Raw genomic sequence first — 14,224 nt, forward strand, 5'->3', positions numbered from 1 at the left:
CTCTCCCTAACCCTCTCCTAGAAGGAGAGGGAACGCCCATTTTCAATTAAAGTTCTCTCTGCTTTAGGGATGAGCAGCACTGCTACGCAACGAGGGGAGAACTTTAAAAATAACGATTACCTTTCTTATGGAAAAATTGGATGAAGATAATAAAAAAATTACTTCTTCAACTTACTCAATAATCCTTTTGGCAACTTCTCTGTCGCAAAACCATATAGTGCAGCAAAAGGTAGTGCGGTACGCGCCAGATAAGCAACCCGCCACAAACCACCATGATTCGCGCCATGCATCATTAATTCAAGCGGATGGTTCAGCTTCACTTCAGGATTGGCCACCGATTCTGGATTGCGAAGGTCATGAATCCACAGTGCAGCCATAATTGCATTGGTGGTTTCAGGTGCAAAGGCTTCAACATCAAACAGGCTGGCACCGTTAAATGCGGCTTTTAATAGCGGATTTTTGGTCACGGAATAGGTCGTAGTAGAAGGGGCAATATTGATGCTGACCCGCTGACCTTGAGCACGAGCTAAGGTAGCACGCCATTGCTGAATGCGTTTTGCCAGCGCATAGTTCGGGCCTTGTTCAACCACCAGACAGTCACAAATACCATACGCCTGATCACCAGACTGAATCAGTTCATGCGCATTTTTCTGGAAAAAGTGTTTGCGGCTTAAAGCTGAAACCCCTTTAGAAAGGATCGTCTGTACCTTAGAGCGTTCAGTATATTTTACTTTAGAGGCTTCGATCACTTCACTCGGAACCGCATAAACATCGGTCGGCGTACACATGTACATCAGGCTGGTATTGGCTTTTTGCTGGCTGACATGCTGCATGATGGCATCCATCGCCATGGAGACGCGGACATGCTTTTCACCATCCAGATAGGCAATTGCAGCCAGATCCAGATCCTGTTCGAATTGTAATAACCATTTGGCAATTTCAGGAATCTGGGTCAGCAAATTCGCCCCCAGTTTTTCTTTTAAAATATCAAGTGAAGTATTAGCAGACAGGTCTTCGGTACAAGGTGCATATAGCGTGGCATTGCCTTGGTTGATGGTATCAACAATCTTGCCCCATACCCGGGTATTCGGCAGATCAATCGCTACAATATTGGCTTTCCATTTCGCCAGCCAGGTCAGAGGACCGGCTTCAGATGCTGCACCAAACAGCACCGTGGTTCGATCGGAAAGATCAAACCATTCAGGATGCACCACACATTCACGTAGGGCATTGGCATGACTGGTTTCCACGATGCCTTGGCTTTCCCAGCGCTCAATCTGCTCCAATAAGGCGTCACCTTGCAGCTTTTGACCGTGGTAAGGCACATACCATTCTGGTACAGCTTTACTGCTACCTGTGAGTTTGAATGTCTGTAGTTGTTCAGCGGGCAGAGTTAAGGCATCTTGCAATACATACTTTTGACCATCACGATAAAATTCAAAAGTCTGATGGGCCTTTGCCAATCCATCTTCGGCAATTTTCAAGCTGGCTTCAGGGGAACTCAGTCCCTGTTCGACCAGTTGCTTAAAATGTACTGTGTAGTGTTTGCGCCAGTTTTTTTCTGATTGTGCCTGTTGAGAACTGTGTGGATTTACATTGGCTAAGGCTGCTGCGATGATCGCACGACCTGCTTTGGAGCTACTTGGTTTTTGTTGCTGAGACTGAAGAGGAAATTGAAGACCGTCTGGTGTAGTGGACATGCAAAATATCTCGAGAATGACAGTAATTAATATACAGATGTATATATTATCGCTGCAAAATTCAGTCCAAGATTGGCATTAAGTGACATCATCACTTTCTAATATATTACGAGATGTTTCAAACGAATAAGAGAGCAGTAGCTCTCTTATCCATTTTCAGCAGAAATATGAGGCTTAACTCATATGTAGCTTTATTCCTTCAATATTTAAAAAACCTGATTAAAACGGAACCTGCATCAGTTTATTCAGGAAATGCGGAATCAGGCGTGGCTCCAGAATAATCGTCATGACCACCCCGTAAGCCGCTCCCCATAAATGCGCGCTATGATTAATGTTGCTATTGCCTTTTTTGCCTGACCAAATGCTATAGGCTACATACAGCACAGCAAAAATAATGGCAGGAACCGGAATGAAGAACACAAAAATTAATTTCCAAGGTTCAAACAGAATATAGGCAAACAGCACAGCTGACACTGCACCGGAAGCACCTAGACTGGCCCAGCGCGCATCATTTTTATGCTTCAGGTAACTTGGCAGAATCGCTGCGATCAGTCCACCGAGGTAAAACAGGATAAAACCCAGGTCATACAGATATTGACGATAAAAGCTTTCAATCACGCTGCCGAAGAAGAACAGGGTAATCATGTTGAACAGCAGATGTGCACCATCCGCATGGATAAAGCCATGCGTAATAAAGCGGTCATATTGTCCACGTTGCAGTGCCGGTGGCCAGAAAATCAGGCGATTCATCACCGTCTCTTTGGAGAAAGCAATAAATGACACAATACAGGTGATCAGAATAATGGTCACGGTATGATTAAAAGGTAAATCAAGCATATAAATGATTCTAAGGGTGCCTATTTGCCAATTATCATGCCATTAAAATTAAGCTAAAGTTGTACTTTTATAATAAATCCGACAATTTTAGTTGATTTTTAAAAATTACCCCGCATCTTCAGTTAAAATGGCCGCTTGAGCTTGAGGAAATTATTGTTATGTCGACTGAGAACAGCAGCACTCCAGTTGTTGGTGAAATTCCCAACTTATTGATTACACCAACAGCACAAGAGTATTTAAAGGATCTACTGGATAAACAGAACACCCCGGGTATTGGTGTGCGTGTTTTTGTAGAGCATCCGGGTACTCCTCGCGCTGAATGTTGCATGGCCTATAGTGCACCTGATGAAGTTGTACCGACAGATTATAAGCAGGAATATCCTGATTTCCCTGCTTTTATCGACTCGCCATCTATTCCGTATTTACTCGATGCCGTGATTGACTACAACAAAGACCGTTTTGGTGGTCAGTTGACTTTCCGTGCGCCGAACTCTAAAGTGCCACGCGTGGGGCCAGATGCATCAGTAGAAGAGCGCATTACCTATGTCTTGCAGTCTGAAATTAACCCGGGTCTGGCAGGCCATGGCGGTAACTGTGCACTGGTTGAAGTTAAAGAAGACCCTGAAAAAGGTTTAACCGCTGTACTTAAATTTGGTGGTGGTTGCCAGGGCTGTTCAGCGATTGATATCACTTTGAAACAAGGTGTTGAAACCACATTAAAACAACATGTACCAGAGTTAATGCATGTCGTTGATGAAACGGATCATAGTCAGTCTGAAGGTGCGTATATGAAATAAGCTGTTCTATATAACAGTTTATTTATCGCATTTTAAAAACCTCGAAATTTCGAGGTTTTTTTATTTCTGGATTAAAAACAAGTGAATGTTAATGATAATAATTATCAATAGTAATTGCATTCAATTGAAAAGCTGTTACACTTCGTAACCGAATAAACATGATCTCTTCATAAATATTGGGGCGCGCAAGGTATGAATAACCCATTCTTAAAAACAACTTTGGCATTTGCTGTATTTACAGCTATGGCGGGAAATACATCTGCAGTAGAAGCTGTTGTTCCACAGGCGGAAGCGACTAAATTGCAAACGATTGTGGTGACCGCAACAGGTTATGAGCAAGATTTGGCTAAAGCACCAGCTTCCATTACCGTGATTGATCGTGAAGAATTAGATAAACGTGAATATAACGACATTACTGATGTACTGCGTAATACGCCCGGGGTAGTGGTTTCAGGTGCAGGTTCTGCACAGACCATCAGTATTCGTGGTATGAGTTCAAACTATACTTTGTTTCTGGTCGATGGTAAGCGTCAGTACGGCAAGGATGTCAATCCGAATGGAGACGATGGAGGTTTTGAGAAAAATATTCTGCCACCTATTTCAGCAATTGAACGTATTGAAGTGATCCGTGGTCCAGCTTCTACACTTTATGGTACAGATGCCATGGGCGGTGTAGTGAATATTATTACCAAAAAAGTGTCGGATGAATGGTCTGGCAATGTTGAATTGGGAACCACGATTCAGGACAGTAGCCGTTCAGGTGATATTAAAAATGCTTCTGCATATCTTGCTGGTCCTTTAATTGCAGATAAGCTTGGTTTGCAGCTGGCAGTCAATAAGCAGGAACGTAATGAAGACCGTTATGTGGGCGGTTTTCGTGGCACAGAACGTGAAAGCTTAAATTCACGTCTGACCTATGCCATTAATGATGATCATGATGTTCAGGTTGAAGCCAATTTTGTGCAGCAGGAATCAACTACGTCTGTAGGAGAAACGGTAGCACCTGCTCAAGGTGCTGCAGATTCATTCTCGCGTAATTATCGTAATGTTTATTCCTTAACCCATAATGGCCGTTATAGCGATAACTTGGACAGTTCATCTTATATTCAATATGAAAATTCAAAAAATCCGGATCGTGGCAATACTGAACTCGGCACCAAAGGGATTACCCTGGATACCTGGACAGCGAACAGTCAATGGAACTTAGCCTTAGGTGATCATACGCTGTCATTCGGGGGATATCTTAAAGATGAAAAACTGGTCGATAAAGCGACTAACCGTAATCCTAATGCACCTGAATTTAGTGAGTTAACACGTTGGTCTGCTGCTGCTTTCCTTGAAGACACCTGGAGTATTACGGATCATTTCGATTTAACCGCCGGCTTACGTTATGACCATGATGAAAACTATAGTGGCCATTTATCGCCACGACTGTATGGGGTGTACGCGGTAAATGATAACTTTGTGGTAAAAGGCGGTGTAGCTACGGGGTATAAACAGCCTGATATTCGTGCAGCCACAGAAGGGTTCTATAGTGTTACAGGTGGTGGTGGTGCACCATTACCAACAGGTCGTGGCATCATCCGTGCTAATTCAGATTTAGAACCTGAATCAAGTGTATCTACTGAATTAGGTTTCAACTGGAAAAATGATTATATCAATACATCGCTGACTGGCTTTATCACTAAATATGAAGACCGGATTACGGAAGTTCGTGCCTGTGAAACCGATACTGATGGCACCACAACAAACCGTAATAACTGGCAGAATTGGAAATGCTTCGAAGGAGATATTCCATTCTACTTTATTAGTGAACGGATCAACGTGGATGAAGCAGAAATTCGTGGTGTAGAAGCAACGGTAGAAGCCAGTCTGAATGATTACACGATATTGACTGCAAACTATACTTATACCGATTCAGAGTTTAAGTCAGGTGCTTTTAAAGGACAGCCACTGAACCAGATGCCAGAACACATGTTTAATATTGGTGTGGATTATGAGCTAAACGATGCATTAAACGTCTGGAGCCGCTTGCACCATCGTTCTGAAACCTCTGCTTACTTGAGCCGTACCTCTATGGCTCAGCCAAATCCAGGCTACCAATTTGTAGATGTCGGCTTTAACTATAAATTCAGTCCGAATTTGACCGGTAAATTCGGCGTCTATAACCTACTGGATGAAAAAGCTGAAGATATTGATGGTGATCAACTATTGGATGGTCGTCGTTACGGTATCAGTCTGAATGCAAAATTCTAAGCAAATGACAATATAAAAAAGCCGCTATAAAGCGGCTTTTTATTTAAATCTTAAGAATTTTCAAAGTATCTTCATGATAATAAAATTGTTCCAGATATTTGCGCGCGCGTTCACGTAAGTGACCTTGGGAAACCATCTGCTGGATTACCGGACTGAGCAGTTGCTGCAATTCATTCTGAATTAGCGCTTCATCAATATTCAGATCACGTAATAACTGATCAAAAGTATGTTCCTGATTGCGGACATACCAGGTATGAATTCCGTCATGCACTTGCTGCTGCAGATAGTCCGTCTGGCGTATGTGATCCCAGATGTCATGACCTAAGCCGACCGTCTGATTCAGGTCCTGCAGCTCAATATAATTCTTCAAAACCGATACTGGCATGTCTTTGATTTTATGCCAGAGATTGGCCTGAAAATGATAGAGTTTCTCGTCGTCAAAATGCTGGTTCAGCACATGCTCACTCATCTGGCTGAGCTTTAGAATATTCTTTTGCAGATAACGTGCAATGGTGCTATCGAGGTTGGTATCGGTGACATTTTCCAGAACGGATTTGCCCATTTTCATAAAGCGGGAAACCCCGGGTACACTTTTGGCAATCATGGAGTTATCCAGATAATCCTGAATGGAATGCTGGATCAATTGGGTAATCATGGCTGAAAATGCCGGATTATTGACTACGGTTTTAATCAGGCGCTGCCGATGGCCACTTTTGCTGGCCACATACTGGGCGATCTTGTCTACGGTCAGTACTGGAATCAGATCGGCAATCGTGGTGGAATCATTGGCCGGATGCACCAGCGCAAAACGGATATGCTCGGCAATCTGTTCAATCAGAAAGCTGCTGGCGGCAGTACCCAGAATCTGTTTTTGTAAAAGCTGGTTGATCAGTTCACAACTCCACAGCTCTTTCAGGGTCTGTTTACGTAGCCACAAATAAAATGCATGAAACTCGCTTTGAATCGTTTCAGATTGAGAAAATGCCTGATCGAGAAAATCAAGTTGAGCATCGATCAACTGCTCAATCATCGGGTGTTTCTGCATAGCATCTCTGAAACTTAATTTAAAGGAATGAGTTTATCAGCAAGCGGGTTTTTTAGGGTCTGTGTCTTGGCCAGAAAAGGCAAATAATGTTGTGCGACCTGTTTTTCTGCTTCCAGAATCGGCATATGCCCGACGTTATTTAGAATCACAGGTTTTTCGGCACGTTTCAGCAGGGCATGCAGTTCTTTGACTACTTCGACATTAATGATCCGATCCTGTCTGCCCCACAAAATCAAGGTCGGTGCTTCTACCGTGCGGGTCAGGCGGGCAAAGGTTTCCGGTGTATAAATCCGGTTTAGCATCACCACCTGATCAATCGATTTGCTGGTTTGTTCAGCACGTGAAATCAACAGTTTTTCCTGTGCATGCCGCAACTGATAAGGAATCACCGGTGGGTTCTGCATCAGCTGTTTGGAAACATCTTGAAGATCACCAGGTTTGCTGACGATCAGATCTTTTAAGGCTTGAGGATCTTTGGTATAGGGCGTATTGCCCATTTTATACAGGCCAGCGCTATTAATTAAAAACAGGCTTTGCGTATCGAAAGGATATTGTGAAGCATACACCGTAGCAATCGATCCACCCAGAGAGTGCCCAGCAATATGTAAATTCTCGTCCACATTTAAGGTTTCAATAAATAGACGTAATTGGGACGTCACATTGGGCACAGAAACATCAAAATTGTCAGGAACTTTGGTGTCACCGTTGCTCGGCAGATCCGGAATAATGACATGATAATAGGGCGTCAGAAACTGGGCGACCCGGTTCCAGTTGTCGCGCGTGCCTGCCAGACCATGAATCAGTAGAATAGATGGTTTGTTCTTGGCACCGCCTTCGCTATAGCTCCAGGTGACCTCGCCAATTTTGAGGGTCTTGGATTTGAGACCGGCAAGGCTGCGTTCTTGCAACAGATGCTGCTGCAAGACTTTGGCAGATGTTTCATTTTTCTGGCTAAACAGTATTTGAGCATGTGTCAGGCCCGGTAATGCCATGCTTAAGGCAACTACGGCTGAACAAATCATTTTCGAGCGCAATTTTATTATTTTCTTCATTGGCCATTCCCCAAAACAAACCCAGTGAGCAAATTGCTCAATCAAAATACTTCCATGTTATAAATTTGCAATTTTCATTCAAATAAAAACATTATTCTTCATTCTATTTTAAATCAATCTTTGCGCTTGTCACCCATTAGTTTTTTGCTAGATTGCATTAAATGACTGGAAAATGTGATGTATTACGCATAAATTCCCTGCAGAAATGAAATTAGATAAATGCTAAAAATTTAATCAGCTAAGATTTTTTGCAAGTGACATTCAAAAAAACTGGCAGTAAGATATTGCAACTAAAACCATCGGTGATAGAAAAGAATGCTCACAGCTCAAGAAGCTTTAGAACGTCTTAGACAGGGTAACCAACGTTTTGTCAGTGGCGATACCACGCATCCAAAACAACTTAGCCACCAACAGCGCGCAGAAATGGCAGAGGATCAGAATCCGTTTGCGATTGTTTTGGGATGTTCAGATTCGCGCGTTCCAGCCGAAATGGTTTTTGATCAGGGTCTCGGCGATCTTTTTGTGATTCGTGTTGCAGGTAATATTGTTGCACCCTCACAGGTCGGCAGTGTTGAGTTTGCCGCGGCACGTTATGATTGCGCGATTGTGGTGGTGTTAGGTCACAGTCATTGTGGTGCGATTAAAGCCACCATTGATACCTTAATGTGCCCTGATTGCCCGCCATCGGCAAACCTGATGTCGATTGTAAACCGCGTGCGTCCTTCTGTTGAAACCTTAATGCAAACTGAACTGAAAAATGACTTGGCAAAATTGTCCAAGCATGCAGTACGTTCCAACGTATTTGCTTCGGTAAATCAGTTACGTCACGGTTCAGCCGTTCTGGAAAACCTGATTGGACAAGGAAAATTAAAAGTCGTGGGTGCGGAATATTCACTGGAAACTGGTGAAGTGACATTCTTCGATTTTTAATCACGATTCATCTAATTACATTCTAAAATAAGTTAAAGGCGCTTTATAAAGCGCCTTTAATGTATGGATAAGCATTATTTAACAGAATCGTCTGTGCTTTGGCATTTGGATGAATCAGATCCTTTTGCATCAGGGTTTTATTACCGGCGACACCTTGCATAAAGAAAGGCAATAATTTCACCTTATATTGCTGACTGACCACTTTATAAGTATTTTCAAACGCCTTGCTATAGGCCTGCCCGTAATTAGGCGGCATCTTTATGCCAAATACAATGACCTTGGCCTTGGCTTTCTGGCTCTGCTGAATCAGGCTGGCTAAATTTTTTTGAATCATTTGCGGTGGTTGTCCACGCAAGCCATCATTGCCACCTAACTCAATCACCACAAGGTTTGGACGATGCGTCTGTAACAGTTTAGGTAGTCTGGCCAGTGCTCCGCTGGTGGTTTCGCCACTGACACTTGCATTGACCACTTTATGCTGTTTCGGATACTGTTGCTCTAAACGCTTTTGTAATAAATGTACCCAACCCTGCTGGGGCTGGATACCATAACCTGCACTTAAACTATCACCTAAAATCATAATTGTCTTTGCTGAGACCCCGAGTGGTATCAGGCACAGACTGAGCAAAAAAAAGTAAGGCAATAGCCGAGTTTTCTGATTAAGATCTTTCATATAGGACACGTATGATTCAAAGCAGCAACGATTCGACCATCATGCCACAGGCTATTATTTCTGCCCAGAAATTGACACAAAAGATACAACTTTCACAAAAACAGCTCACCATTTTTGAGGATCTTGATCTGGATATTCAGGCCGGAGAACAAGTGGCAATTACCGGTCGTTCCGGTTCCGGAAAATCCACATTACTGGGTATTCTGGCGACACTGGATCAGGCGAGTTCAGGTCAGCTTATGGTCTGTGGCGAATCGGTCTCTAGCTTGGATGAAGAACAACGTGCACTGGTACGTTTAAGAAATATCGGGTTTGTCTTTCAGTCTTTTCAGCTCTTACCGCACCTGACTGCACTTGAAAATGTAATGCTGCCATTACGTTTGCAACCTGGTTTTAAATATGCAGAAGCCGAGCAAAAAGCCTTGGCTCTGTTGCATAAAGTGGGTCTGGATCGACAGGCGCAGCAAACGCCAAAAGTCCTATCTGGCGGTGAACAACAGCGTGTAGCCATCGCTCGTGCACTGGTCAGTGAACCAAAAATCATTTTTGCCGATGAACCTACAGGCAATCTCGATGGTGAAACGGCCAAAGAAATTGAACAATTGCTGTTTCAACTGAACCGGGAACTGGGGACGACTTTGGTGCTGGTCACGCATGACCGCAAACTGGCGCAGCAGTGTCAGCGACATTTTGAACTGCTGAATGGCGAGCTGATTGAACATCCGAGTGGAGGATGAAATGAATCCATTATTTCGTCCCTTACTGACGCAAAGCTTTAAAACGACCGGAATTTATCTGCTGATTATTGCCTTAACGCTGGCAATTAGCGCGACCACTGCACTTAAGTTTAGTAATGAGCAGATCCAAAATGCAGTTGCCTTGCAGGCAGCAGAAATGCTGGCTGGTGATCTGGTGCTTTCAGATAATGAGCCTTTGCCGGAGCAGTGGCGTGATCAGGCCAAGCAGCTGGATTTAAAGCAGTCAGAAGTCACTTTCTTTAGCAGTATGGCCTATACCGATGCGCAGTTTGTTATGGTCAATGTCAAAGCCATAGATCAGCCTTTTCCTTTGCGTGGTGAACTACGGGTGCAACCGGCAAAAAAATCGATTCAGTCTGGTGAAATCTGGCTCAGTCCACGAGCCATGGATTTGCTCAAAGTCAAACTGGGGGATCAGCTCAATATTGCCGATGCGGCGTTTAAAGTCACCGCCAAGATTGAACAGGACTCCAATCAGGAACTTGGATTTTCCGGATTTTCGCCGACCGTAATTATTTCCCAGGCAGATGTCGCACGAACCAATGCCATTCAGGTGGGGAGCCGGATTGAATATCGCTTACTCATGGCTGGCCGTCCAGACGATACCCAACAATATGAAGCCTTATTCAAGCAGCAGGTCAAGTCAGCAAACGCCTCAGCTGAAACGCCAGCGGAAGTACAAGGGCAGGAGTTTGAGGAGCAAAGCAGTCTCAGGTTACGCAATGCCAGTGAAGGCAATACCCGCTTGATGAAGCCGATTGCTAATCTGGACACTTTCCTGCAACTGGCCAATATTTTGACCATTCTATTATGCGGGATTGCCATTGCCTTAACCGCGCAGCGTTATGTGCAGCAGAATCAGGATCATATTGCCTTAATGCGTTGTATTGGCGCCACCAAGCAGCAGATTCTGTCGGCTTATCTGGCTTTACTCGGGATGGTGCTGTTGATTGCCATGCTAATTGGTACCGTGGTCGGGATCAGTCTGGGTTATGGACTGTTGCAATTGATGTTGCAGCTGATTCCAAATTTACAAATTGAATTTTCCGCTATCGCAATGTTGCTTGGGCCATTGCCGGTCGCGATGCTGACCAGTGCTGTAGTGTTACTCGGCTTTGTCATGCCAAGCTTGTTGCAACTGCTGAATACGCCACCGATCCGGGTGATCCGCCAGCAGGAAAAATCAGTGCAATCCATGCTGTGGATGCTGCTGACCGGAACGCTCAGCCTGATTATTTTTAGTGTGATTTTGACTGAAAATCTTTTGCTGACCGCCTGGGTGATTGGCGCGATTATTGTGTTATGTGCGGTGTTGTATCTGACGGTATGGGGGGTGTTGAAACTGCTGCGGAATATGAAGCTGAATCTGTCAGCCTATGTACGCACACCTTCTCAGACCGCCTTGCAGATTACGGCTTTAGCCTTGGGCTTGAGCCTGATTACAGTCTTGGCAGTCTTGCGTACCGATCTGCTAGATCGTTGGCAGCAACAGTTACCGGAAGGTACGCCGAACCAGTTTGTTTATGGCTTACCGCCTTTTGAGATGCCAGCCCTGAAAGCCCAACTTGAGCAGAATGGCTGGAAAAGCACACCGCTATATCCAAATGTCCGTGGGCGTCTGGTCGCCAAAAATGATCAGCCATTTGCCGAAGAGTTGGTTAAAAGTAGCAATACTTTAAGACGTGAGCTGAATCTGACCCAGTCAAACCGCTATCCTCAGGATAATGTGATTGTCAGTGGTGACGCGGTATTAAAACAAGTCGGCACCGTATCGGTCGAAGCCAATACTGCGGAAGAGCTAGGGATCAAGATTGGAGATAAACTCAGTTTCAGCCTGCCGGAAGGGATACTGGAAGCTAAAGTCGTTAATCTAAGAACCGTCGAATGGGAAAGTTTTAGTCCCAACTTTTTCTTTATCTTTGCACCCAATACCATGGATGCCAATGCCGGCAGTTATCTGGGCAGTTTTTATGTCCCGGAGGTAGATAAGGGCAAACTGGTGTCTGTGATCCAGCAATTTTCCAACACGGTCTTTATTGATGTCAGCCTGATTCTGGAAGAGATCAAACGCATTGTGAATGTATTGGTACAAATCGTGACGATTCTGGCGGTACTGGTCAGCATTTCCGGTTTTCTGGTGCTGATGGCCTGTTTGAACCTATTGATGGATGAACGCAAACGTGAAGTGGCTTTGCTCCGATCATTCGGTAGTTCCAAGCAGAAACTGAAAACCATGATGAGTCTGGAAATTGGTTTTATTGGACTGTTTGCTGGAATTGTTTCCTGCCTGTTTGCCGAAGTGATCAGCGCGATTGCCAGCTATAAAATGGATTTGATGATTCAGCCGCATTGGGAAATCTGGATTATCCTGCCGATTTTTATGACCGTTTTATGTGCATTGATCGGCCGTTATCGTCTGAGTTATCTGTCAGAAATTCCGCCCTTACAAAGCTTGCGTGAGATGAATCAATAAGATTCATCTCCGTGGCTTTTCAACCGGCTGAGCGTTAAAGCTGTAATTGCTGTTGCATCATTTCCAGAATCTCTTGCCACAGTGGGCGAATGGGTTCGAGTAAGGCCAAGTTATGTTGATAAAGCAGCACACAAAGGCCGAACCCGACAATCAAGGCAATCAGATTGAACAGGTGGCTACGCTGCATTTTTTGCCCGATGTACCAGAGCAAGGTGAGAAAAGCCCCCATCAGCATGCCGCCAATATGTGCGGCATTGTTGATTCCACTGATCATAAAGCCCAGCGCGAGGTTCAGACCCATCACCATCACCAGGGTTTTTTTATCCAGAATAAAACGTTGCTGTGGCAGCATTGGCAATAAAGCCAGCACCGTGAGTGAAGCACCGAGTCCCATCACGGCACCAGATGCGCCGGCACTGACCGCAGGCAATAAATCGGGATTGGCCACACCGCCTTCGATCAGGCGATAGCTGTCCTGAATGTTCATATAGCCACTGAGCAGGCTGCCCATTAATCCGGCACACACATACAGGCCAATAAAATACATCCGGCCAAACAGCTGTTCGGCAACACTACCAAAAATATACAAGGCCCACATATTCAACATCAGGTGAATCAGGCCAAAATGAAAAAACATGCTGCTAAACAAGCGCATGGGTTCCGCTAAATAGGTTAAAGGTGCATAATCGGCACCCCAGAGAATAGCGTCTCGGGTACTCGGCTGGCTAACATCCATGCCATGCATGGCTTGCCAGCCAAATAATCCAACATTGATCCCGATTAAAATGGCGGTGATCCACCAGAGATGCATTTCAAGTTTGCGATGTTCGACAGGGGGAGAGTATTCAGACATGCTATTTTTTTGCTGTGATTGTATATTTCGAATAAGCTTAACACGAAAAATTAAATTTTCAGGAGTAACGCACTGACATGAAAGCCTTTCTGATCCGCACGATGCTCGTCATCGTCAGTGTGATTCTGCTGGTTCAATTGTGGATTTTTGCCAGTCTGGCCTGGTGGCGAACCAATCCGGTGAACACCACCATGATGATGCGGATTGATTACTGGACAGAACCTTCCAAAGCGATTCAGCATCAGTGGCGTCCCTATGACGAAATCAGCCTGAATCTGAAACGTGCCATCGTCACTGCGGAAGATGGAAAATTTATTCATCACCATGGTTTTGACTGGGACGGAATTCAAACTGCGCTGAATAAAAACAGAAATCAGGGCCGTGTAGTGGCCGGTGGTTCGACAATCTCCCAGCAATTGGCGAAAAACCTGTTCCTCGTCAACAAGCGTTCCTTTGTGCGTAAAGGTCAGGAAGCAGTCGCGACCTGGATGATGGAACGCATGTGGTCGAAAGAACGAATTCTGGAAGTCTATTTAAACTCGATCGAGTTCGGGGATAATATCTACGGCGTTGAAGCAGCGGCCAAACATTATTTCGGTAAAACCGCACAAAGCCTGACCCGCGATCAAGCCATCTTTCTGGCTGCCATTTTGACCAATCCGAAATATTTCCAGGATCATCGCAATTCCTCTGCATTAAATGCTCGTAAGCGGATGATTCAGCGCTATATGCGTTATGCAGAATTACCTTAATTGATGATTTGAAGAGAAAGCCCAATTATTTGGGCTTTTTTTATGAAATTGTCATCAATTTGAAGCATACTTGGAGGGATAAGCACAATTTTAAATCC

The 14,224-nt window shown here is 44.5% G+C and carries 12 protein-coding genes; 6 read left to right on the plus strand and 6 right to left on the minus strand.

Annotated features, from left to right (window positions below; all coding sequences use genetic code 11):
- Positions 1-158: 158 nt before the first annotated feature.
- Both NI465_RS00340 and NI465_RS00345 read right to left on the minus strand, forming a co-directional pair.
- Positions 159-1,700, minus strand: coding sequence for a hypothetical protein (locus tag NI465_RS00340; protein ID WP_253143870.1), 1,542 nt, complete (start codon positions 1,698-1,700; stop codon positions 159-161).
- 219 nt (positions 1,701-1,919) lie between these two features.
- Positions 1,920-2,537, minus strand: coding sequence for a rhomboid family intramembrane serine protease (locus NI465_RS00345; protein ID WP_004646259.1), 618 nt, complete (start codon positions 2,535-2,537; stop codon positions 1,920-1,922).
- A gap of 158 nt (positions 2,538-2,695) precedes the next feature.
- Between NI465_RS00345 and nfuA the strand changes: the two genes are divergently transcribed.
- Positions 2,696-3,334 (plus strand): Fe-S biogenesis protein NfuA, encoded by a 639-nt coding sequence (nfuA, locus tag NI465_RS00350; protein WP_004279400.1) that lies wholly within the window; start codon positions 2,696-2,698, stop codon positions 3,332-3,334.
- A 192-nt stretch (positions 3,335-3,526) separates the two neighbouring features.
- Complete coding sequence (locus NI465_RS00355; RefSeq protein ID WP_253143872.1) at positions 3,527-5,590, plus strand: TonB-dependent receptor domain-containing protein; 2,064 nt, start codon at positions 3,527-3,529, stop codon at positions 5,588-5,590.
- 43 nt (positions 5,591-5,633) lie between these two features.
- Here NI465_RS00355 and NI465_RS00360 read toward each other — a convergent pair whose 3' ends face one another.
- Positions 5,634-6,635 (minus strand): hypothetical protein, encoded by a 1,002-nt coding sequence (locus tag NI465_RS00360; RefSeq protein ID WP_114541164.1) that lies wholly within the window; start codon positions 6,633-6,635, stop codon positions 5,634-5,636.
- A gap of 14 nt (positions 6,636-6,649) precedes the next feature.
- Positions 6,650-7,687, minus strand: coding sequence for an alpha/beta fold hydrolase (locus NI465_RS00365; RefSeq protein ID WP_005246980.1), 1,038 nt, complete (start codon positions 7,685-7,687; stop codon positions 6,650-6,652).
- A gap of 315 nt (positions 7,688-8,002) precedes the next feature.
- Here NI465_RS00365 and NI465_RS00370 point away from each other — a divergent pair, with 315 nt between their 5' ends.
- Positions 8,003-8,617 (plus strand): carbonic anhydrase, encoded by a 615-nt coding sequence (locus NI465_RS00370; RefSeq protein ID WP_004646264.1) that lies wholly within the window; start codon positions 8,003-8,005, stop codon positions 8,615-8,617.
- Between the two features lie 43 nt (positions 8,618-8,660).
- Here the strand turns inward: NI465_RS00370 and NI465_RS00375 are convergent, their stop codons facing one another.
- Positions 8,661-9,290 (minus strand): arylesterase, encoded by a 630-nt coding sequence (locus tag NI465_RS00375; protein ID WP_253143874.1) that lies wholly within the window; start codon positions 9,288-9,290, stop codon positions 8,661-8,663.
- Between the two features lie 11 nt (positions 9,291-9,301).
- Between NI465_RS00375 and NI465_RS00380 the strand changes: the two genes are divergently transcribed.
- Positions 9,302-10,027, plus strand: a complete 726-nt coding sequence (locus NI465_RS00380) for an ABC transporter ATP-binding protein (protein ID WP_005246978.1) — start codon at positions 9,302-9,304, stop codon at positions 10,025-10,027.
- A gap of 1 nt (position 10,028) precedes the next feature.
- Positions 10,029-12,521 (plus strand): ABC transporter permease, encoded by a 2,493-nt coding sequence (locus NI465_RS00385; protein WP_253143876.1) that lies wholly within the window; start codon positions 10,029-10,031, stop codon positions 12,519-12,521.
- 34 nt (positions 12,522-12,555) lie between these two features.
- Here NI465_RS00385 and NI465_RS00390 read toward each other — a convergent pair whose 3' ends face one another.
- Complete coding sequence (locus NI465_RS00390; RefSeq protein ID WP_253143878.1) at positions 12,556-13,374, minus strand: rhomboid family intramembrane serine protease; 819 nt, start codon at positions 13,372-13,374, stop codon at positions 12,556-12,558.
- A 77-nt stretch (positions 13,375-13,451) separates the two neighbouring features.
- Here NI465_RS00390 and mtgA point away from each other — a divergent pair, with 77 nt between their 5' ends.
- Positions 13,452-14,126 (plus strand): monofunctional biosynthetic peptidoglycan transglycosylase, encoded by a 675-nt coding sequence (gene mtgA / locus NI465_RS00395; RefSeq protein WP_004279409.1) that lies wholly within the window; start codon positions 13,452-13,454, stop codon positions 14,124-14,126.
- Positions 14,127-14,224 lie beyond the last annotated feature (98 nt).

The sequence above is a fragment of the Acinetobacter lwoffii genome (assembly GCF_024129855.1).
GTDB lineage: Bacteria > Pseudomonadota > Gammaproteobacteria > Pseudomonadales > Moraxellaceae > Acinetobacter > Acinetobacter lwoffii_L.